Source organism: Rahnella inusitata (assembly GCF_965118895.1).
Lineage (GTDB): Bacteria > Pseudomonadota > Gammaproteobacteria > Enterobacterales > Enterobacteriaceae > Rahnella > Rahnella inusitata_A.
Map to the genome: position 1 here is coordinate 105,226 of NZ_CBCPJJ010000018.1, position 19,189 is coordinate 124,414.

Genomic DNA, 19,189 nt, shown 5'->3' on the forward strand with positions numbered 1-19,189 from the left:
AAAGCGGCTCGCCCGCTAAAAATGCTCATAATTAGAACGAGTATTACCCATTCATTACGGATTGAATACTGCATTTGTGCCTTTCCTGACCCTCTAATTTATATGTGACAGCTATGAATCATGTTTAATTTATCGTTTCGGCCAATATGTTGTTTTGTGTTAAAACGTCTCTGTCTGCGCCGCTATGATTGAACGTCACCTATGATGAAACTGTTACTCCGAGAACGGAGCGCGGCAAAAACGGACTATAAAGGAATGGAAACCCCATGCCGTTGAACAAAACTGGCGAAAAAAAGGATCAGGCAACACATGAGTAAACGTATTTTATTGACCCTTCTGCTGGTCGCCGTGGCGGTGTCATTAGCGGTCTTATTCCGCGCGCATAATCAGGATTTATTGTTGCAGGGCGAAGTGGATGCGCCTGAGGTTATTGTCGCCTCGAAAGCCAAAGGCCGCGTGATCGAACGTCATGTCGAGCGGGGTGATGACGTCAAAGCCGGTCAGTTACTGATAACCCTCGACAGCCCGGAAATGATGGCGCAGTTGCGTGCGCTTGAAGCGGCACGCGATCAGGCAAAGGCTCAGCTCGATCTCTCCGTAAACGGCACTCGTGAAGAAAGTATTCGCAATCTGAAAGCCACGCTGGCGCAGTCTCAGGCCGAATACATCAATGCCCGCGATCTCTATAATCGCAACGCCAAAGTCGCGGCGAAAGGATTTATTTCTGCGTCTGATTTAGAAGATTCCCGCCGTGCCCGCGACAGCGCGTATCAGCAGGTTTTGGTCGCCAAAGCCAATCTTGATGAAGGCACCAATGGCGACCGCGTTGAACAACGCGAAAGCTATGCCGCACAATTGCGTCAGGCAGAAGAGGATTTACTTGAGCTGAAAGCGCAAACCGACGACTTACAGGTCAAAGCGCCGGTCGCGGGTGAGGTGGGGCCGATCCCGGTGGAAGTTGGCGAGCTGGAAAGTGCCAACAGTCCGTTGTTGACGTTAGTGCGTTTGCCGGACGCCTATTTCGTCTTTAACCTGCGTGAAGATATTTTGGCCGGCGTGCGCAAAGGTGACAAAGTGCAGATGCGCGTGCCTGCACTAAATAACCAGATGATTGAAGCCGAAGTGCGCTACATCGCGCCGCTTGGTGATTACGCCACCAAGCGCGCCACCCGTGCTACAGGCGACTTCGATCTCAAGACCTTTGAAGTACGTCTCTACCCGGCGAAACCGGTGCCCGGCCTGCGTCAGGGCATGAGCGCGCTGTGGCAGTGGAAGGCGAAGTGAAGCGGGTCAAAGCGCCGCGCAGTGAAAGGATAAAGGCCGGGTGGCGCTGCTTTAGCCGTGCTTTTAACCGGGAGGTCAGTTTTGCTTTCCGCAAGCCGGTGATCCACTGGCTGTGCTGGATTTTCCCCTTGCTGCTGTTCGGGCTTATCAGCAGCAATTTCTCGGAAGGCACCTTGCTGGATTTACCGGTATCGGTAGTCGATAACGATCACAGCAGCCTGTCAAAAACGCTAATCCGTAAACTGGATGCCGGGTCCCACGCTCACGTTCAGGCGTTTAACGGTGGATTGCAGGAGGCCGAATACCGGTTACGCACTGCACAAGATTATGCGCTGCTGTATATTCCCACCGATTTCGAAGCCGACGTACTGGCCGGAAAACAGCCGAGCGTCGTGCTGTACTATAACGCTTTGTTCTATGGTGCCGGTTTGTACTCCACGCAGGATTTCAGCGGGCTTATCACCGAACTTAACACCAGTTACCGTTCGATTATCGCTACGGAAATCGGCAAAACGCTGCCATCGCTGGCCAGCGTCGATCTCTCCTACGGTAGCCTGTTCAACGCCAGCGGCAGCTATATTTACTACCAGCAGTTCGCCGCGACCATTCACCTGCTGCAACTTTTCACAGTGACCTGCATGATCTACGTGATGGCACGCAGTCAGGCGTTGCTCAGCGCACCGTCGTTTACCCTGGCGCTGCTCGGAAAACTTGCCCCTTACACGCTGTGTTTCACAACCTTGCTGATGGTGGAAATCGCCATGCTGGTGGGGTTCTTCGATGCGCGGGTTAGCGGCAATCCGCTCTATATGTTGCTTGTCGGCTTCTTCTATGTGGTTGCCGCCCAGAGCCTCGGGTTACTGCTGTTCACCTTCACCAAAACCACCATTACTGCCTACACCATGATGGGGATTTTCGTCAGTATCGCGCTGACCTTCTCCGGCATGGCGGTGCCGGTGCTCTCGATGCCGCTGCCCGCAAGGATAATCTCCGCTATCGAACCGCTGAGTTACGCGCTGGCGGCAATGTTTGACGTTTTCCTGCGTGAAGTCTCGGTGCGCGGTATTTTAATGGTCTGCTGCATCCTGCTGATTTACCCGCTGGTCACCGGCTTCCTGGTACGTAAACGGTTATACATGCGAATGAAACAACAGGAGCCAGGAAAATGACCCGTCGTGAATGGTTCAAAACCTGGTGGGGTACGTTTAGCAAAGTGCTGACCGGCCTGCTTGATAAACCGATGTGGATGATGTTGCTGATTTCGCTGTGCGTGATGAGCCTGGTCTACGCCAACCGTACGGTGTGGGATTTGCCGGTGGCGGTGGTTGATCAAGACCACAGCTCCGCCAGCCGGATGCTGACCCGACAGCTGGACGCCACGTCGAAAGTCAAAACCGTGCAGTACGAAAATCTGGCGGATGCGGAACACGATCTGGCGCTGCGCCAGCTGTTTGCGGTAATTATCATGCCGGTGGATCTTGAAAAGAAGATCCTCGCTGGTCAGAACATTGTGATCCCGGTGTACGGCGATGCCACCAACCGGCTGGCGAACGGCCAGATCCAGCAGGATGTGCTGGCTGCGTACCAGTCGATCCTTACGCAGTACAATAGTGATCTCCTGCTGCGTAACGGATTCAGCGAACGACAGGCCAGCGTCGTATTGTCGCCAATGGTCGGCCAGACGCTTGACCTGTTTAACCCCGGCATCAGTTTCGCGGCGATCATTTTCCCCGGCCTGCTGGTGATGTTATTACAGCATTCCCTATTGATCGCCAGCGTGCGCGTCAGCATCGTGCTTAACAGCGGCCCCTCAGGAAAACCGGCGATCCCGGCATTTCTTGGCGGGATTTCGGCGCTGATCCCGGTGTGGCTATTTTTATCGATTGTCCTCTTCGTGCTGTGGCCATGGATCCTGGGCTACCGGCAAACGGCGAGTATTCCTGAGATCCTCTTGCTGACGTTTCCGTTCCTGCTGGCAGTGTTAGGGCTGGGTAAACTGGTGACGGAATGCCTGCGCAGCGTTGAACTTATCTACCTGACGTTAGCTTTTCTGACCACGCCGGTGTTCTACATTTCCGGCACTATCTGGCCGCTTCAGGCAATGCCCGCGTGGGTGAGGGGGATTTCGTCCATGCTACCGTCAACGTGGGCAACTAAAGCGATTGCCGGGGTGAATCAGATGGGATTGCCGTTCAGAGACGTCGGCGGCGATATTCTGATGTTGCTGCTTCTCTGCGTTTTTTACACCTTTATCGGAATCGCGGTGGGCATGCTGCGCGATGGCGTCCGGCTGCGGGCGATGTTCCGACGCAAACATAAAAGCGTATGATCAAAAAAGGGATATGACCGCAACGTCATATCCCTTTTGCGTTAGTGCGTCAGACGATTACTGGCGCAGTTCCAGCCCGGCGACGCGCTGCCAGTAGCCGTTACAGTCGGCTTTATCGGTCAGATGAAGTGGCGCTAATCCGCGCTCGTTATTGCGGAAGGCTTCCAGCGTGGCGAGCGAGTCCATGCTTTCCGGCGAAAGCCGCACGATATCCACCAGCCCCTGCATCGACATCAGTTCATTACCCAGATTGTAGCAATAGCCGCTCTGCGTCTGGATGCCGTTGAGCACGAACACTTGCTGATTTTCCTGCGACAGGACTTTGCGCCCCTGCGGATAATCGATGCAACAGGTTTCACATTCGTCTTTAGCTTTGTTTTCCGAACGTGCGGTGAAACAGCGGGCCGAGTATGCCAGTGGCAGATGTCCGTAGGAGAGTACTTCCACTTCAAACTTATCGCGGATGCCCAGATCCTGGCACTGGTTAAGCAGATTGACCAGCCAGTCGCGGGAAAGCTCTACCGGCATACACCAGCGCATCATCCCCTGTTTTTGCAAAATTTTGAGTGTGACCGCGTTGTAGCAATTCAGCGCATGGCCGACCACAAACGGCAGGTTACGCTCCGCCGCCATATTCACTGCGCCGAAATCATTGGCCTCCAGCAAGAATTCGCCGTTTTCGACGTAGCGCTTGAGTTCGTTGAGTTCGGAGGGCGCCTGCAATAAAGCCAGCGTGGAGATCACCACCTGTTTGCCGGTTGCTGCCAGCTGGCGTGCAATCTCCATCCAGTCGTTCACTTTCATCTCACGGCGTTTGGTACAGACATTTTCTCCGAGATAAATGACGTCGGCGCTGCTTTCTGCAGCGGCCTGATAAAATGCCTCAACCTGCGCTTTCGGCCAGTAATACAGGATCGCCCCTAAAGAATATTTCATCATCGTCTCTTCACTTACTGCCATTTGCGATGATACGCACCGAGCGTGGTTTGCGTACCTTCAGACATTGCACCCAGCGTGCTCATCCACGTGGCATCGGTTTTGAAATTCTGCGGATCGGCCATGCAGCGGTCGATCGCCGCCCGCCAGACCTTTGCCACCTGGCTGACATACGCCGGGCTGCGCTGGCGTCCTTCAATTTTCACCGACGCTATATTGGCGGCGAATAATTCCGGCAAAAGCTCCAGCGTATTCAGGCTGGTCGGCTCTTCCAGCGCGTGATACTTCGCGCCATCCACCAGATAACGGCCTTTGCACAGCGTCGGATAACCGGCATTTTCGCCTTCGTCATAACGGTCGATCAGCACATCGTTCAGGCGGGATTCCATGCCCTGTGCCGTTTGCTGCCAGCGGACAAAGCGCGCCGGCGAACACGCGCCAACGGTGTTTGGGGATTCCCCGGTCAGATAGGAGGACAGATAGCAGCGGCCTTCGGCCATGATGCACAGACTGCCGAACGCGAACACTTCCAGCGGCACCACCGTCGTGCGTGACAGCTGGCGCACCTGATGCATCGAAAGCACGCGCGGCAGCACCACGCGGGCGACGTCAAAATTACGTTTATAGAAACGAATGGCTTCATCGTTGGTGGCAGATGCCTGCACCGAGACGTGGCGTTCAACCTGAGGATATTTATTGGCGGCGTAATCAAGCATCGCGATATCAGCGAGGATCAGCGCATCGGCACCGAGCTGCGCGGCCATGTCCACGGCGCGTTCCCAGCGCTGATAACCGTCCGGATGTGCAAATGTGTTGATGGCAATATGCAGTTTACGACGGTGACGGTGAACATAGTTGGCCGCCTCCTGGAGCTTTTTCTCGGTGAAATTCAGGCCGGCAAAATGACGCGCATTTGTATCATCTTTCAGACCGATATAAACCGCATCGGCGCCATTATCGACTGCCGCTTTCAGCGCAGGTAAATTCCCTGCCGGGCAAAGTAGCTCCATGATCATTCCTTGCTGCAACCGGACAGCGTAGCTGAAGGGTTGATAGTGATGAAAAGCCATGTGCCGACGTAATTCATTCATCAGCGAAGGCTTTGATTGGCGAACCATTTTAGAGAAGCTATAGATGCAATATTTTGATTTGAGGCAGTTTATGGGGTGTTGAGAGGGGGAGTTAGGGCCGGGGAGGTTGTACGTGACGTTTTTCTGTTGCAGTATTTATTGACGCAGGCCGCTGAATGAGTCTGGTGATGTGGCAAAATAGTGCCGAGAGTTGCCTAAAAAGTTACCGAAAGGAGTAGTGCCAGTGTTGCAAAAACTACGTGCACGTATGGTTCGCCAGGGGCCATCCCTGTTAAGTGTGCCTTTAAAATTCACCCCTTTCGCGCTTCGGCGTCAGGTTTTGCAGCAGGTGTTGAGCTGGCAGCTACGTCAGGCGCTGGCCGACGGTGAACTGGATTTTTTGGACAACCGCTGGTTAAAAATTGATGTCTCCGACCTCAGCCTGAGCTGGCAGATGTCGGTGGAAGCCGGAAAACTGGTGATCCGCGAAGAAGGCGTGGCCGATGTCAGTTTCAGCGGTTACGCCAACGATCTGATCCTGATCGCTGCCCGTAAAGAAGATCCGGACACGCTGTTCTTCCAGCGCCGTCTGCGCATTGAGGGCGACACCGAACTCGGTCTGTATGTGAAGAATCTGATGGATTCTATCGATCTTGATACCATGCCTGTGCTGCTAAAGAACGGCTTGTTACGTCTGGCCGATTTTGTCGAAGCGGGTATGCAGGAGGACCGTGAGCCGCAAGCTCCGGTAGCTGAACCATGTTAATCCGAACTGAAATTCCTGTTGATGCAGCAGGCATTGACCGTCTTCTGCGTTCCGCTTTCCCGACGGGCGCGGAAGCCGATCTGGTGCAGGAACTGCGCGAAGACGGCCTACTGACGCTGGGCGTTGTAGCAACCGATGACGAAGGCGGCGTGGTCGGTTACGTCGCGTTTTGCCCGGTCGATATTCAGGGCGAAGATCGCAACTGGGTCGGGCTGGCACCGCTGGCGGTGGAAGACTCTCTGCGCCGTCAGGGGCTTGGCGAAAAGCTCATTTACGAAGGGTTAGATTCTCTGAATGAATTCGGTTACGCCGCGGTGGTGGTGCAGGGCGACCCTGCCTATTACGGTCGTTTCGGTTTTAAACCGGCCGCGGCGCATGATCTGCATTGCCGCTGGTCGGGCGCTGAAGGCACTTTCCAGCTGTTCACGCTGACCGATGACGCGCTGACTAATGCCAGCGGAGAAGTGGTTTTCCCTCCTGCGTTCAACCGGTTATGATTTCCCCACGGGCCTGTTTTCAGGCCCGTTAGCTTTCTTCCAGACTCCCGCTTTCCGGCCATCCCAGATAACATTCCAGCGATTGCGGCGCGGCTTTCACCAGCAACTCCTTCTGCGCTTTACTCAGCTTTTTCACTTTCAGCTCCAGCTTTGACGCCAGCGAGCGGTCACCCGCCGCACAGTGAAACGCCAGCTGTAACTCGCCTTTTCCACGCAGCGCTTTCGCCCCTTTTCCGCACTGATGTTCTCCCATACGCCGGGCCACGTCGGTGGTGATGCCGGTGTATAGCGCGCCGGTCGGGGTTCTTAACATGTATAAATACCAGTTCGGTGCGACAGACATATGCTCGTTGCGTTTGGCAAAATTTGCGTAAGTTTACCCGAAGAGCACAAAGGAGTGACGTAAAAACGCAAACTGGCGCGTTACACTGTGCGCAAAGAATGGCAAGGGCACCGTTAATGAATAACCCCGACGATCTGAAACACATCCTGAAGTTTCTCAATAAAAATCACGTACTGGCGCTGTGTGCCGTCGCCGATGGCGAAATGTGGAGCGCCAACTGCTTTTACGTCACTGATGCAGAAAACCTGTCGCTGTATTTCATGACCGAGCTGAAAACTCTGCACGGCACGCTGATGGCGAAATCCCCGCAGGTGGTCGGCACCATTGCCCCGCATCCGAAAACAATCGCGTTAATTAAAGGCATTCAGTATCGCGGAGAAGCCACGGTGCTGACCGGCGAGGAAGAGCATCTCGCGCGCGCGCTTTACTGCACGCATTTCCCCATCGCCGTCGCGATGAAAGCGCCAGTTTGGCGGCTGAAACTCAATCACATCAAAATGACCGATAACGCACTCGGCTTCGGGAAAAAGCTGCTGTGGGATCGGGTGGTGTCTGACAAACATCCGTAACAAGATATGTCTTATGGCGCTACTTTAACAATCAGGTAACACTCAAATATCTCAATATGAAACGCCGTTTTTTAAAAGGAAGTGATATGGCAAAAGTTCTTCTTCTTGGTGGAAGTGGTCTGGTCGGGCGCGAACTGTTACGCCTGCTACAGCTCGATCCGCGCGTCAGTCGCATCGTTGCGCCAAGCCGACGTCCGTTGCCGCCGGGCAGCAAAGTGGTCAATCCGCTGGGAGCGAACCTGACTTCTTTAGTTGTCGCGCTGGATGAACCGATCGATTTGCTGTTTTGCTGCCTCGGCACCACACGAAAGCAGGCGGGAAGCGCGGCGGCGTTTCGGGCCGTGGATTACGATCTGGTGGTCGACAGTGCCAAAGCTGCCCGGGAACTCGGTGCCCGCCATTGTCTGGCGGTCAGCGCTCACGGGGCCGATGCCACTTCGCGTTTTCTCTACAACCGTACCAAAGGGGAAATGGAACAGGCGCTGATGCAGCAGGGCTGGCCGCTGCTGACGCTGGTCCGGCCATCACTGCTGGTGGGCAAACGCCATCCGCCGCGTTTGCTCGAACAACTTAGCGCGCCGCTGTTTAAACTTCTGCCGGGTAAACTGAAAGCGATTGATTCCGATATTGTGGCGAAAGCGTTGCAGGAACAGGCGTTTAACGCCGGGTTGGGCGGCATCACGGTGCTGGAGTCCGATCAGATCGCTGCCAGTATTGAAGAGCGTTAACCCTGAATAAGATGTTGAATCGGATCGCATTTCCCCTATGCCGGTGCAACGTCGTTGATCCGCAGTCAGGATCTCTGTGATAGGGTAGGGACAAAAAAGCAAAATTTGCCCCTTCCTTTTCAGCTCTCCTGCATTTCCCCGTGCGTTTTCTTCTGTCTACTCAGTAACTCCCGTAAGGCTCTCAGCGTGTCCTGTAATTCGCCGTCGTTGTTCAGCCGCTGACACCCTGACGGCAGTGCGTTGTCATACTCTCTCGCACGACGCAGACGACAGGCGATCTGCATGACGTCTTCGCGTCCGCGCCGGGTCAGACGCTCCGCCAGCACCGCCTCGGACACCTGCAAACAGACCGGCAGCAAGAGCGTGCCGTAACGCTGGCGGGCGCTTTCCAGATGCGCCCGTGAACCGTTCACCACCACCTGACAACCGAGCTGCATCCAGCTGTCGATTTCAATTCCGACGCCGTAGCGGCACTCATGCGCCTGCCATTGCAGCGCGAACAAGCCCTGCTGCTGGCGTTGGATAAATTCGGCTTCGCTCAGCGCGATATGATTCTCGCAACCGGCGTCAGCGGCGCGCGTAATATAACGATGCGCCACCGCCACGCCCGCCGGTAACTCCCGACGCAGGGCCTCCAGCAGACTGTCTTTCCCTGACCCGGATGCGCCCATCAGATAAAGTAAACGACTCATCACGCCTCCGTTTAAAACACCTGAATGCCCTGACGCCAGACGTTTTGCACATAGTGATGATCGCCATGCGCCCGTGCCAGCACCAGATCTGCGCGTTTGCCTTCGGCGATTTCGCCGCGATCCTGCAAACCCAGCGCGTTGGCCGGATTGCGCGTGACCAGCTTTACCGCCTGCGGCAGGCTGAACGCATTGCTTTCATCACCGGCGATGCGGAACACGGCGTCGAGCAGGCTGGCGGGATAATAGTCGGAAGACAAAATATCCAGCAGCCCGAGCGACGCCAGCTGATGCGCCGCGACGTTGCCGGAATGCGAGCCGCCGCGCACGATATTCGGTGCGCCCATCAGCACCTGCAAACCGTTGGCGTGTGAGGCGCGTGCCGCTTCCTCGGTCGTCGGGAACTCAGCGATCACGCTGCCGAGCGCCAGCGATTCCTCGACGTGTGCGGTAGTCGCATCATCATGGCTGGCCAGTGAAATATTGCGCGCGCGGCAATGGGCGGCAATCGCTTCACGATTGGGCTGCGCCCAGCGGCGTGACAGCGCGATCTGCTCCTCCTGGAATTCATCCATTTGCGCGTCATTCATGTGGTATTTGCCCTGATAATACTCGCGGTATTTCTGCGGCGTGGAGAACTGGCGCTGGCCCGGCGAATGATCCATCAGGGAAACCAGCGACAGCACAGGGGTGTCCATTAACTGTTCGAACAGTGGCAGCGTGGTGTTGTGCGGCAGCTCGCAGCGCAAATGTAAACGATGCTCGGCGCGGTTCAGCCCGGCATTCTGACTGTTGACGATGGCGTTGATCATCTTTTGCAAATTATCCAGACGGTGCCCGCCGTCGCGCACGTCTCCGACCGCCACCGCGTCCAGTACCGTGGTAATACCGCTGGCGATCATCAGCGCATCGTGACTGCTCATGGCCGAGTGGGCAGGCCAGTCGACTTTCGGGCGCGGCGTGAAAAACTTATCCAGATTGTCGGTGTGCAGCTCGATAAAACCTGGCATCAGCCAGCCGCCCTGAGCATCCAGCGCCTGCGGTAGTTGACTCCTGGTGTCGGCAAAGGCGCTGATCACGCCGTTTTGCATCTCCAGCGATCCTTCGACGATTTGACTGTCGAGCACCAGTTTGACGTTATTGATGATCATGCGGACATCTCCGGGGCGGTTTCGGGGTTCATTTCATACAGGCGATCGGCAACGCGTTCGCGCACATCGGCATCATGGAAAATGCCGACCACTGCCGCACCGCGCTGTTTCGCCTGTTCGATCAGCGTTACCACGGCGGCGCGGTTGGTGGCATCGAGTGAGGCAGTCGGTTCATCGAGCAACAGCACCGGATAATCGACCACAAAACCGCGGGCGATATTTACGCGCTGCTGCTCGCCGCCTGAAAACGTCGAGGGCGCGAGATGCCACAAACGTTCCGGCACGTTGAGATGTGTCAGCAGGGCGCTGGCGCGGGCTTGGCTTTGGGCTTTCTCCACGCCAAGCTCCAACAGCGGCTGCATCACCAGATTCAGTGCGCTGATGCGCGGGATCACTCGCAGAAACTGACTGACCCAGCCTACGGTGTGGCGACGCACCGCCAGGATCTCACGCGCTTCGGCGCTGACCATATCGATTTTCTGGCCCTGATGTTCGACCCAAATCTGCCCGCTGTCCGGCAGATAATTGCCGTAGAGCGAGCGTAATAACGTGGATTTCCCGCTGCCAGAATGGCCGTGCAGCACCACGCATTCCCCGGCATCTACCGTCAGGCTGGCATTACTGAAAACAGGTAATCTGGCGCTGTTCTGGTTATGCAGAACAAAGGTTTTACTGAGATTTTCGACCCTGAGCTTCGTCGTCATTTTGGTCACTCTTTCTCTGGAATGAAGTTTAGGAAAGCACGGAAGACACTAAAAGCTGAGTGTAAGGATGATGCGGATCGTCGAGCACGCGGTCGGTTAATCCACTTTCCACCACCTGACCCTGTTTCATCACTAACAAACGGTGCGCCAGTAAGCGTGCGACGCCCAAATCGTGGGTGACAATCACCACCGCCAGCTGCATTTCCACCACCAGTGTGCGCAATAAGTCCAGCAACCGTGCCTGAACGGACACATCCAGCCCGCCGGTCGGCTCATCCATAAACACCAGACGCGGATGCGTCACCAGATTGCGGGCGATTTGCAGACGCTGCTGCATGCCGCCGGAAAACGTGGTCGGCAGGTCATCAATGCGCGACACCGGGATCTCGACATCTTCCAGCCACTGGCTGGCCTTCTGGCGGATATCGCCGTAATGCCGCTCACCGACCGCCATCAGGCGTTCGCCGATATTGCCGCCCGCCGACACCTGACGGCGCAGGCCGTCCATCGGATGCTGATGCACCACGCCCCAGTCGGTGCGCAGCAAACGGCGGCGATCGCTTTCGGCCATGTCATACAGCGACTGCGCCGGTGTCTGACCGTTGTTATAAATGACGCTTCCCTGCTGCGGTGCGAGCCTCGCTGAAATCGACTGCAATAGCGTGGTTTTGCCCGAACCGGATTCGCCGACAATGCCCAGCACTTCGCCCGGATACAAATTGAATGACACATCGCAAAAGCCTTTGCCCGGCGCATACAGGTGAGTCAGGTTATTCACCGACAGCAGCGGCTCAGCGGTGAGATGTAATGGCGTAGTCATTGGCGGTTAACCTCGTTGGAAGCCTGTTGCTCAACTTGCTGAGCGCAGAAATCAGTGTCTGAGCAGACGAACATGCGGTTGCCCTGATCGTCGAGCACCACTTCGTCGAGATAGCTGTGGCGCGAACCGCAGATGGCGCAAGGTTCGTCCCATTGCTGGACGGTGAACGGGTGATCGTCGAAGTCCAGACTTTCGACTTTAGTGAACGGCGGCAGGGCATAAATGCGTTTTTCGCGCCCGGCACCGAACAGCTGCAACGCAGGCATCATGTGCATTTTCGGATTATCAAATTTCGGGATCGGCGAGGGATCCATCACATAGCGGTCGTTCACTTTCACCGGATAGGCGTAGGTGGTGGCGATGTGCCCGAAACGCGCGATGTCCTCGTACAATTTCACCTGCATCACGCCGTACTCCTCGAGCGCATGCATTTTGCGGGTCTCAGTTTCACGCGGTTCGATAAAGCGCAGCGGCTCGGGGATCGGCACCTGATAAATCAGGATCTGATCTTCCTGAAGCGGCGTTTCCGGAATGCGGTGGCGGGTCTGAATCAGGCTGGCATCGACGGTTTTCTCCGTGGTTTTCACGCCCGCGACGCTCTGGAAGAATTTGCGGATCGACACGGCGTTCGTGGTGTCATCTGCGCCCTGGTCGATCACTTTCAGCACGTCTTTTTCGCCGATCACGCTGGCGGTGAGCTGAATCCCGCCTGTGCCCCAACCGTAAGGCATTGGCATTTCACGCCCGGCGAAGGGTACCTGATAGCCGGGGATCGCCACGGCTTTGAGGATCCCACGGCGGATCATGCGTTTGGTCTGCTCGTCGAGATACCCGTGGTTATAGCCGGTGATCGTTTGCGCTGAATTATTGTTCATTGGCGTAGTCCTGTTTTCTTGCGGCGCGCAGGCGTTTCAGCAGTTCCAGCTCTGCCTGAAAATCGACATAGTGCGGCAGCTTGAGGTGCGAAACGAAACCGGCAGCTTCGACGTTATCGGCGTGTGAGAGCACGAATTCTTCATCCTGCGCGGGGCTTGTGATCAGTTCGTTGTGCTCGCGGGTTTGCAAAGCGCGGTCGATCAGCGACATCGACATCGCCTTGCGTTCGGCGCGGCCAAACACCAGGCCGTAGCCGCGCGTAAAGTGCGGCGGCTTATCCTCTGGTGCGACAAACCCGTTCACCATCTCGCATTCGGTCAGCAGGATTTCGCCGATATCAATCACGAAGCCCAGCTCTTCGGGCACGATTTCCACCGTCAGCCAGCCGGTACGGATTTCCCCGGCGAACGGATGCGTGCGGCCATAGCCGCGCTGCGTGGAATAACTCAGCGCCAGCAGAAAGCCTTCGTCTCCTCGCACCAGCTGTTGCAGACGCGCCGCGCGGGAGGCCGGAAACACCGGCGGCGTGCGGGTAATGTCTTCCGGCTCTGCGCCGTTGTCTTGTTCCTCAATCGCCAGCTGTTGCTGCGTCAGCAAATCAAACACGTGGCCGCAGTTTTCCGGCTGAGCTTCGTCGGCAATCGGCGTAAACGGTGCTTCGCCCTCGGCCAGCAATGCAAAATCCAGCAGCCGGTGGGTGTAATCGTAGGTCGGCCCGAGCAACTGGCCGCCTGGCAAATCTTTGTAGACGGCTGAGATACGGCGCTCGAGGCGCATCGCGGCGGTATCGAGCGGCTCGCTGGTTGCCAGACGCGGCAGGGTGGTGCGATAAGCGCGCAGCAGGAAAATGGCTTCGACCAGATCGCCGCCGGACTGCTTAATCGCCAGCGCCGCCAGTTCGCGGTCGTAAATTCCGCCTTCGCTCATCACGCGATCGACTGCCAGACCCAGCTGTTGTTCGATCTGTTCACAGCCCAGTTCATCCACTTGCGGATTGCCACGGCGTTCGCACGCCAGCAACTGATGGGCGGCGGCTATCGCCTTTTCGCCCCCTTTCACAGCGACGTACATCAGCACACCTCCACGCGCGTGGTGCGCGGTATGGCAATCATTTCTTCGCCGCAGGTGAACATAAAGTCCAGTCCCAGCGGGAAGCGGTGAGGGCGGCGGGTCAGATAATCACGCACGGCGTCCGGCAACTGTGGGGAAATAGTCCGGCTACTTTCGATACCGGGGCCGGAAAGACGCAAGGAAGTGCCGCCGGTCAGGCCAGCGAGCTGAACGATCACGCTGGTCGCCAGCTCCGGCGACATCTCATCCCCGCAGGGAAAGGCCAGCAAGGTGGCGCTGTCTAGCGCCGGATCGGCGAGAGCAAAACTGACGGCGGCAGGATTGTCGGTCAGCACTGCGCCGGTGTGAAAGCGCAGGTTTTTACGCAGGATTTCATCGTCGAGCGAGGCACTGAGCCACAGCGGCGTATCCTGATCGATAAGCGTTAACAATATGCAGGCGCTGGCGGAACCGAGCGCGCCAAATCCCTGCATAGCCGGCAACTGAATGCAGACGCCAGGTTCGCTCAACGCTTTGAGAATACGACGGAAACTGTATTGCGCATCGGCAACAGGATTTTGAAAACTGGCAACAAGTGACATGAATTATTCTCCGCGAACCAGGGTAAAGAAATCGACGCGACTGGCAGCCACTTCACGGGCGCGCAGCTCGCGGCGCTCCTGCTGTATGGCCGCCAGCGGGGCAATGATCCGTTTATGCAGCAGCTCGTCCATGCCTTGTATTTGCAGCAGGGCGTCGATCACCGCGCACAGTTCGGCGTGGGGCTTATTACGACCGGCGATGTAGCTGTAACCATAAACGCCGCCTTCCATCTGGATCACCGCGCGGGTGACGGTCATATCGCCCATCACGAAACGTTTCCCGGTGCCGCCCATGCGGCCCTGAAGCTGTGTCAGACCGGTTTCAGCAGCGCGTATGCGTTCAAACTGCGGGGATAAATTCAACGGCTGCCAGTGCGCGAGCAGTTCGTCGGGGCGGCTGTGAGCCAGCACCGACATCCAGCGCTGGCGGGTTTGCAGGTGATCCATTCAGTGCTCCATGGTCAGTTCGATCATGTCGGCGCGGGTCAGGCTGACGGAGTATTCCGCCACCGTGTCGCTGCCTTCACGAATGTTAAGAGTACGCACACACAGCAGCGGTGCCTGCGGCACGATTTCGAGTAATTTGCTCTCTTTCGCCAGCGCACGACGGGCGTTAATGCGGGTGGTGCGGCGGCTGAGTTTTTGCTTAATTTCTTCGCGGATAAAATCGTGCAGCGAGCCGCTGTGGAAGTTTTGCAGCGCAGGCCACCAGTCGAGATCTGGCAGGTAGTGGTCAATCACGCAGACCGGTACGCCATTAACGCGGCGTAAGGTGCGCAGGTGGATAACCGTGTCGCCTTCCTGCCGTGACAGCGCTGTCGCCACGTGATCGGTACAAGGTCGCAGCACTGCCAGCAAACGTTCGCTGGTCGGGTGACTCCCCTGATCGAGCAGGTTTTGGCTGAACCTTGCCTGCGAATGCAGTGGGTAATCGTAAGGGCGCATCAGCACCAGCGTGCCAATTCCCTGACGGCGCTGTAGCCAGCCGCGATCGACCAGCTCATCTACCGCGCGACGCAGCGTATGGCGGTTCACCTGAAAACGTTCGGCAAGCTGTTGTTCCGGTGGCAGATAGTCGCCGCAGCGGTAACCGTTACGCAGCTCCTGTTCCAGCTCGGCAGCAATTTGCTGATACACAGTGGTGTGACTGGTCGGATGTCTAGATAAGTTCATCACAATGAATACCTCGCACGGAATAAACGGGCAGTGGCAGTGAATTTTGTTGAAGGGGAGCAGGACATGATGCAAACCTCAGCAGGGCGTTGGCATCATGTTGGCGCAGCTTAATGACAGTTGGGTGAAGGTCAGATTGCAGGGAGGTGAAGAGTTGGAAGATGTCTCGCAGAGATGTGATGTGGGGATTTACGGAATAACGGGTAAGGAATAAACTGACTTCAAGTAGTTTGTTTTTTATACGAAATCACGTAAAAGGAATCATTATGTCTGGAGAAAAGAAGATGGATTTTAAAATGTCAGGAGAACAGCCTGATCAGGAAACAGCGATTGAAAAATGGCGTAGGGAGAATCGTGCTGGGCTTGAGGCGATTAAAAAATATGTGGAAAAACATGGAACTCTGACGCATCCGCCGCGGAAGTTATGAATGGAGCACTACGGTATTTATGAAAACAGGGGGAGAAGGAAAAGCGCCTATCCTTTGTTGCTGAATGTTCTTCATCCTGCTGCGAGTGGATACGGTAACGCGATAATGGTGCCCCTTGTTCCACTCGCTAAAATGAGCATGCAACCGCCCAAAAAGCTTTGTCCATTGCTCAAAATTCAGCACAAACATTATGTATTGATGACGCATATTCCTGGCGGAATTCCGCCGCAAGAAATTGGTAAATGCATCAAACAGCTGGAGGGTGAAATCTATGAAGTGAAAAATGCCTTCGATTTTTTACTGAATGGAATTTAAAAGCATCGAGGGGAAGCGCTTCCCCTCTGATTGACACAAACTTTTTATCTCAGGTAATGAATCACCTGATTGTCGCTGCCGCGCCAGATGAGCGACGGGTCTTTCAACTCCTGCACAAATTTGCCGTCGACCAGCACGTTGATGAGCGCGATCGCTTCCTGTTGATCAGCGGTCAGTTCGCCAAGAGTGTAACCGGTCCACATCCACACGTCTTTGCCCGGACACTCGGCCTGCACCCGTAACAGCAGCTGGCGGATCGCCGACAGGTTTTGCGGATGCAGCGGATCGCCGCCGGAGAGCGTTAGACCCTGACGCGGGATCACCGTGTTTTGCAGATCGGCGATGATCCGGTCTTCATCTGCCTGCGTAAAAGGCTTGCCTGAGTCCAGCCGCCAGGTGCTTTTGTTGTAGCACCCGCGGCATTCGTGGACGCAGCCGGAAACGAACAGCACGCAGCGCGTTCCTGGCCCGTTAACGACATCGATCGGGTAATATTGATGGAAATTCAACGTCTCAGCCCAGTTGACCATTGCCTAAATGTTTCACGCGGCGCTTCACTTCTTCCTGCTTACCGGCGTTGAACGGACGTGCGTCCGGGCTGCCGAGATAACCGCACACGCGGCGGGTGACGGACACACGTGAAGGCTCGTGGTTGCCGCATTTCGGGCAGGTAAAGCCTTTGCTGGTGCACTCGAATTCGCCGGTGTAGCCGCAGTCGTAGCATTCATCGATTGGCGTGTTGGTGCCGTAATACGGCACGCGGGTGTAACTGTAATCCCACACATCTTCCAGCGCTTTCAGGTTGTGTTGCAGGTTCGGATACTCGCCGTAACAGATAAAACCACCGTTGCTTAGCGGGGGATACGGCGCTTCGAAGTCGAGTTTTTCGTACGGATTCACTTTCTTCTCGACGTCCAGATGGAAGCTGTTGGTGTAGTAACCTTTGTCAGTCACGCCCGCCACCAGCCCGAATTCGGCTTTATCCAGGCGGCAGAAACGGTCGCACAGATTTTCGCTCGGTGTGCTGTAGAGGCTAAATCCGTAGCCGGTTTCGTCTTTCCAGCTTTCGGTCGCGTCTTTCAGGCGGCCGACAATCGCTTCGGCTTTTTCGCGCAGCTGGCTGGCGTCGAAGACATGCGTCTGATTGCCAAACAGCGCATTGATAGTTTCATGCACGCCAATGTAGCCCAGGGAAATCGACGCGCGGCCATTTTTGAAGATGCCGGAAATATCGTCGTCGGCTTTCAAACGCACGCCGCACGCGCCTTCCATATACAGAATCGGTGCAACGCGGGCTTTGATACCTTCCAGGCGCGCAATGCGGGTCATCAGGGCTTTTTTCGCCAGCAGCAAACGCTCGTCGAGCAATTTCCAGAACGCGGCTTCATCCTGTTTTGCTTCCAGCGCGATGCGCGGCAGGTTCAGGCTGATCACACCGATATTGTTGCGGCCTTCGTGGATCATCTCACCGTTTTCTTCGTACACGCCGAGGAAGCTGCGGCAGCCCATGGGTGTTTTGAAGGAGCCGGTGACTTTCACCACCTGATCGTAATTCAGAATGTCCGGATACATGCGCTTGCTGGCGCATTCCAGTGCCAGCTGTTTGATGTCGTAGTTGGCGTCACCGGCTTTGTGATTCAACCCGTCACGAATGGCGAATACCAGTTTCGGGAACACGGCGGTTTTACGATTTTTACCCAGCCCGGCAATGCGGTTGCGCAGAATGGATTGCTGGATCAGGCGCGATTCCCACGAGGTGCCGAGACCGAAGCCGAAGGTGACGAAAGGCGTCTGGCCATTGGCGGTATGCAGCGTGTTGACTTCATATTCCAGCGACTGGAAGGCGTCATAACACTCTTTTTCGGTGCGGCTGTGGGCGAAAGCCTCGACGTCGGCGACCTGCCATTCCTGCGCGATTGCCCGGTGTTTTTCGTAGCTGGACGTAACAAACGGGGCCAGCACTTCGTCGATACGGTTGATGGTGGTGCCGCCATAAATGTGGCTGGCAACCTGCGCGATGATTTGCGCGGTCACGGCGGTGGCGGTGGAAATTGACTTCGGCGTGTCAATTTCGGCATTTCCCATTTTGAAACCGTGATTGAGCATGCCTTTAAGGTCGATCAGCATACAGTTGAACATCGGGAAGAATGGCGAATAGTCGAGATCATGATAGTGGATTTCACCGCGCTCATGCGCCAGCACCACTTCACGCGGCAAAATATGCTGTTTGGCATAATGCTTGGCAACGATACCGGCCAGCAAATCACGCTGCGTCGGGATCACTTTACTGTCTTTGTTGGCATTTTCATTGAGCAGCGCCATGTTGCTTTGCTCAACCAGACCACGAATTTCCTGATTCAGGCGTCCGCGCATTTCACGTTTGACGTCGCGATCGTGGCGATATTCGATATAGGCGCGCGCCAGTTTTTTATACGGGCCAGCCATCAGCTGGTTTTCTACCGCATCCTGAATTTCGTGGATATCGACGCGCTTCTGGTCTTGCAGATTTTCAGCCACAATGCGCGCAACCTGCCCGCAATACTCCGCGCTGTCGATGCCAGCGGCAATGGCGGCGCGCTGAACCGCTTGTTTGATCAGAACTTCATCGAAAGGGACCTGACAACCATCCCGCTTGATGACGATGGGCTGCATTTTAGTGGAACTGGCGGGAATGGATCCGAGTCTGTCTGCCTTCACAATGACACTCCTTTTGAGCGCACTCCGCGCCCCGCAAGGCCTGCGGGCCTGTTGTGCGGGTTTTGCGTGAAATCGCTATATATTGGGTTGGGTGTGTACTATACACACTACATATAGGAATGGCGCGAGCGTTAATTCTCGTTTTATTGACCGGGAACAAAG

Annotated in this window: 23 protein-coding genes; 9 read left to right on the plus strand and 14 right to left on the minus strand. The window is 55.9% G+C overall.

Annotated features, from left to right (window positions below; translation table 11 throughout):
* The first annotated feature begins 309 nt into the window (after positions 1 to 309).
* The 3 genes from ACMHLI_RS15820 to ACMHLI_RS15830 are packed head-to-tail and all read left to right on the plus strand — an operon-like array spanning position 310 to position 3,613.
* On the plus strand, positions 310 to 1,284 hold the full coding sequence (locus tag ACMHLI_RS15820) for an HlyD family secretion protein (protein WP_413530279.1): 975 nt from the start codon (positions 310 to 312) through the stop codon (positions 1,282 to 1,284).
* Complete coding sequence (locus ACMHLI_RS15825) at positions 1,281 to 2,453, plus strand: ABC transporter permease (RefSeq protein ID WP_413530318.1); 1,173 nt, start codon at positions 1,281 to 1,283, stop codon at positions 2,451 to 2,453. Before ACMHLI_RS15820 ends, ACMHLI_RS15825 begins: the two co-directional genes overlap by 4 nt.
* On the plus strand, positions 2,450 to 3,613 hold the full coding sequence (locus ACMHLI_RS15830; RefSeq protein ID WP_413530280.1) for an ABC transporter permease: 1,164 nt from the start codon (positions 2,450 to 2,452) through the stop codon (positions 3,611 to 3,613). The genes ACMHLI_RS15825 and ACMHLI_RS15830 overlap by 4 nt, the downstream gene beginning before the upstream one ends.
* 57 nt (positions 3,614 to 3,670) lie before the next feature.
* Here ACMHLI_RS15830 and ACMHLI_RS15835 read toward each other — a convergent pair whose 3' ends face one another.
* Entirely contained in the window at positions 3,671 to 4,549 is an 879-nt protein-coding gene (locus ACMHLI_RS15835; protein WP_413530319.1) for a U32 family peptidase, read from the minus strand.
* A gap of 14 nt (positions 4,550 to 4,563) precedes the next feature.
* Complete coding sequence (ubiU, locus tag ACMHLI_RS15840; RefSeq protein ID WP_413530320.1) at positions 4,564 to 5,559, minus strand: ubiquinone anaerobic biosynthesis protein UbiU; 996 nt, start codon at positions 5,557 to 5,559, stop codon at positions 4,564 to 4,566.
* A gap of 304 nt (positions 5,560 to 5,863) precedes the next feature.
* Between ubiU and ubiT the strand changes: the two genes are divergently transcribed.
* A complete protein-coding gene (gene ubiT / locus ACMHLI_RS15845; RefSeq protein WP_413530281.1) occupies positions 5,864 to 6,385 on the plus strand; it encodes a ubiquinone anaerobic biosynthesis accessory factor UbiT in 522 nt (173 codons plus the stop codon).
* Positions 6,379 to 6,882: a GNAT family N-acetyltransferase gene (locus ACMHLI_RS15850; RefSeq protein WP_413530282.1), complete on the plus strand. Its 504-nt coding sequence runs from the start codon at positions 6,379 to 6,381 to the stop codon at positions 6,880 to 6,882. The genes ubiT and ACMHLI_RS15850 overlap by 7 nt, the downstream gene beginning before the upstream one ends.
* Positions 6,883 to 6,910: 28 nt before the next feature.
* On the opposite strand, the gene ACMHLI_RS15855 is transcribed toward ACMHLI_RS15850, so the two are convergent.
* Positions 6,911 to 7,225, minus strand: coding sequence for a GIY-YIG nuclease family protein (locus tag ACMHLI_RS15855; RefSeq protein WP_413530283.1), 315 nt, complete (start codon positions 7,223 to 7,225; stop codon positions 6,911 to 6,913).
* Between the two features lie 116 nt (positions 7,226 to 7,341).
* Here ACMHLI_RS15855 and ACMHLI_RS15860 point away from each other — a divergent pair, with 116 nt between their 5' ends.
* Both ACMHLI_RS15860 and ACMHLI_RS15865 read left to right on the plus strand, forming a co-directional pair.
* Entirely contained in the window at positions 7,342 to 7,794 is a 453-nt protein-coding gene (locus tag ACMHLI_RS15860; protein WP_413530284.1) for a YhbP family protein, read from the plus strand.
* A gap of 86 nt (positions 7,795 to 7,880) precedes the next feature.
* A complete protein-coding gene (locus ACMHLI_RS15865) occupies positions 7,881 to 8,522 on the plus strand; it encodes a hypothetical protein (protein ID WP_413530285.1) in 642 nt (213 codons plus the stop codon).
* A 119-nt stretch (positions 8,523 to 8,641) separates the two neighbouring features.
* Here ACMHLI_RS15865 and phnN read toward each other — a convergent pair whose 3' ends face one another.
* From phnN to phnF, 9 genes are read right to left on the minus strand one after another with little or no spacing between them, the layout of a single operon-like run.
* Positions 8,642 to 9,214: a ribose 1,5-bisphosphokinase gene (phnN, locus tag ACMHLI_RS15870; RefSeq protein ID WP_413530286.1), complete on the minus strand. Its 573-nt coding sequence runs from the start codon at positions 9,212 to 9,214 to the stop codon at positions 8,642 to 8,644.
* Between the two features lie 11 nt (positions 9,215 to 9,225).
* Positions 9,226 to 10,362, minus strand: coding sequence for an alpha-D-ribose 1-methylphosphonate 5-triphosphate diphosphatase (gene phnM, locus ACMHLI_RS15875; protein ID WP_413530287.1), 1,137 nt, complete (start codon positions 10,360 to 10,362; stop codon positions 9,226 to 9,228).
* Positions 10,359 to 11,066, minus strand: a complete 708-nt coding sequence (phnL, locus tag ACMHLI_RS15880) for a phosphonate C-P lyase system protein PhnL (RefSeq protein ID WP_413530288.1) — start codon at positions 11,064 to 11,066, stop codon at positions 10,359 to 10,361. The genes phnM and phnL overlap by 4 nt, the downstream gene beginning before the upstream one ends.
* Before the next feature lie 28 nt (positions 11,067 to 11,094).
* The gene (gene phnK, locus ACMHLI_RS15885) at positions 11,095 to 11,886 is read right to left on the minus strand and encodes a phosphonate C-P lyase system protein PhnK (protein ID WP_413530289.1); all 792 of its coding nucleotides are present in this window, start codon (positions 11,884 to 11,886) and stop codon (positions 11,095 to 11,097) included.
* A complete protein-coding gene (locus ACMHLI_RS15890) occupies positions 11,883 to 12,761 on the minus strand; it encodes an alpha-D-ribose 1-methylphosphonate 5-phosphate C-P-lyase PhnJ (protein WP_413530290.1) in 879 nt (292 codons plus the stop codon). Before ACMHLI_RS15890 ends, phnK begins: the two co-directional genes overlap by 4 nt.
* Complete coding sequence (locus ACMHLI_RS15895; RefSeq protein ID WP_413530291.1) at positions 12,751 to 13,833, minus strand: carbon-phosphorus lyase complex subunit PhnI; 1,083 nt, start codon at positions 13,831 to 13,833, stop codon at positions 12,751 to 12,753. Before ACMHLI_RS15895 ends, ACMHLI_RS15890 begins: the two co-directional genes overlap by 11 nt.
* On the minus strand, positions 13,833 to 14,414 hold the full coding sequence (gene phnH, locus ACMHLI_RS15900) for a phosphonate C-P lyase system protein PhnH (RefSeq protein WP_413530292.1): 582 nt from the start codon (positions 14,412 to 14,414) through the stop codon (positions 13,833 to 13,835). Before phnH ends, ACMHLI_RS15895 begins: the two co-directional genes overlap by 1 nt.
* Before the next feature lie 3 nt (positions 14,415 to 14,417).
* Positions 14,418 to 14,861: a phosphonate C-P lyase system protein PhnG gene (gene phnG / locus ACMHLI_RS15905; RefSeq protein ID WP_413530293.1), complete on the minus strand. Its 444-nt coding sequence runs from the start codon at positions 14,859 to 14,861 to the stop codon at positions 14,418 to 14,420.
* Positions 14,862 to 15,587 carry a phosphonate metabolism transcriptional regulator PhnF gene (phnF, locus tag ACMHLI_RS15910; RefSeq protein WP_413530294.1) on the minus strand — a complete coding sequence of 242 codons (726 nt, stop codon included), beginning with the start codon at positions 15,585 to 15,587 and terminating at the stop codon, positions 14,862 to 14,864.
* Positions 15,588 to 15,853: 266 nt separating this feature from the next.
* Here phnF and ACMHLI_RS15915 point away from each other — a divergent pair, with 266 nt between their 5' ends.
* Both ACMHLI_RS15915 and ACMHLI_RS15920 read left to right on the plus strand, forming a co-directional pair.
* Positions 15,854 to 16,015 (plus strand): type II toxin-antitoxin system CcdA family antitoxin, encoded by a 162-nt coding sequence (locus ACMHLI_RS15915; protein WP_413530295.1) that lies wholly within the window; start codon positions 15,854 to 15,856, stop codon positions 16,013 to 16,015.
* Complete coding sequence (locus ACMHLI_RS15920; protein WP_413530296.1) at positions 16,016 to 16,330, plus strand: CcdB family protein; 315 nt, start codon at positions 16,016 to 16,018, stop codon at positions 16,328 to 16,330.
* A gap of 44 nt (positions 16,331 to 16,374) precedes the next feature.
* Here the strand turns inward: ACMHLI_RS15920 and nrdG are convergent, their stop codons facing one another.
* Both nrdG and nrdD read right to left on the minus strand, forming a co-directional pair.
* A complete protein-coding gene (gene nrdG, locus ACMHLI_RS15925) occupies positions 16,375 to 16,839 on the minus strand; it encodes an anaerobic ribonucleoside-triphosphate reductase-activating protein (RefSeq protein ID WP_413530321.1) in 465 nt (154 codons plus the stop codon).
* Between the two features lie 4 nt (positions 16,840 to 16,843).
* Entirely contained in the window at positions 16,844 to 18,982 is a 2,139-nt protein-coding gene (gene nrdD / locus ACMHLI_RS15930) for an anaerobic ribonucleoside-triphosphate reductase (RefSeq protein ID WP_413530322.1), read from the minus strand.
* Positions 18,983 to 19,189: the final 207 nt, after the last annotated feature.

Coding starts and splice junctions, on each gene's coding strand:
- ACMHLI_RS15820 (WP_413530279.1), top strand. CDS start 310: ATGAGTAAACGTATTTTATTGACCCTTCTGCTGGTCGCCGTGGCGGTG.
- ACMHLI_RS15830 (WP_413530280.1), top strand. CDS start 2,450: ATGACCCGTCGTGAATGGTTCAAAACCTGGTGGGGTACGTTTAGCAAA.
- ACMHLI_RS15835 (WP_413530319.1), bottom strand. CDS start 4,549: ATGAAATATTCTTTAGGGGCGATCCTGTATTACTGGCCGAAAGCGCAG.
- ubiU (WP_413530320.1), bottom strand. CDS start 5,559: ATGGAGCTACTTTGCCCGGCAGGGAATTTACCTGCGCTGAAAGCGGCA.
- ACMHLI_RS15850 (WP_413530282.1), top strand. CDS start 6,379: ATGTTAATCCGAACTGAAATTCCTGTTGATGCAGCAGGCATTGACCGT.
- ACMHLI_RS15855 (WP_413530283.1), bottom strand. CDS start 7,225: ATGTCTGTCGCACCGAACTGGTATTTATACATGTTAAGAACCCCGACC.
- ACMHLI_RS15860 (WP_413530284.1), top strand. CDS start 7,342: ATGAATAACCCCGACGATCTGAAACACATCCTGAAGTTTCTCAATAAA.
- ACMHLI_RS15865 (WP_413530285.1), top strand. CDS start 7,881: ATGGCAAAAGTTCTTCTTCTTGGTGGAAGTGGTCTGGTCGGGCGCGAA.
- phnN (WP_413530286.1), bottom strand. CDS start 9,214: ATGAGTCGTTTACTTTATCTGATGGGCGCATCCGGGTCAGGGAAAGAC.
- phnM (WP_413530287.1), bottom strand. CDS start 10,362: ATGATCATCAATAACGTCAAACTGGTGCTCGACAGTCAAATCGTCGAA.
- phnL (WP_413530288.1), bottom strand. CDS start 11,066: ATGACGACGAAGCTCAGGGTCGAAAATCTCAGTAAAACCTTTGTTCTG.
- phnK (WP_413530289.1), bottom strand. CDS start 11,886: ATGACTACGCCATTACATCTCACCGCTGAGCCGCTGCTGTCGGTGAAT.
- ACMHLI_RS15890 (WP_413530290.1), bottom strand. CDS start 12,761: ATGAACAATAATTCAGCGCAAACGATCACCGGCTATAACCACGGGTAT.
- ACMHLI_RS15895 (WP_413530291.1), bottom strand. CDS start 13,833: ATGTACGTCGCTGTGAAAGGGGGCGAAAAGGCGATAGCCGCCGCCCAT.
- phnH (WP_413530292.1), bottom strand. CDS start 14,414: ATGTCACTTGTTGCCAGTTTTCAAAATCCTGTTGCCGATGCGCAATAC.
- phnG (WP_413530293.1), bottom strand. CDS start 14,861: ATGGATCACCTGCAAACCCGCCAGCGCTGGATGTCGGTGCTGGCTCAC.
- phnF (WP_413530294.1), bottom strand. CDS start 15,587: ATGAACTTATCTAGACATCCGACCAGTCACACCACTGTGTATCAGCAA.
- ACMHLI_RS15915 (WP_413530295.1), top strand. CDS start 15,854: ATGTCTGGAGAAAAGAAGATGGATTTTAAAATGTCAGGAGAACAGCCT.
- ACMHLI_RS15920 (WP_413530296.1), top strand. CDS start 16,016: ATGGAGCACTACGGTATTTATGAAAACAGGGGGAGAAGGAAAAGCGCC.
- nrdD (WP_413530322.1), bottom strand. CDS start 18,982: ATGCAGCCCATCGTCATCAAGCGGGATGGTTGTCAGGTCCCTTTCGAT.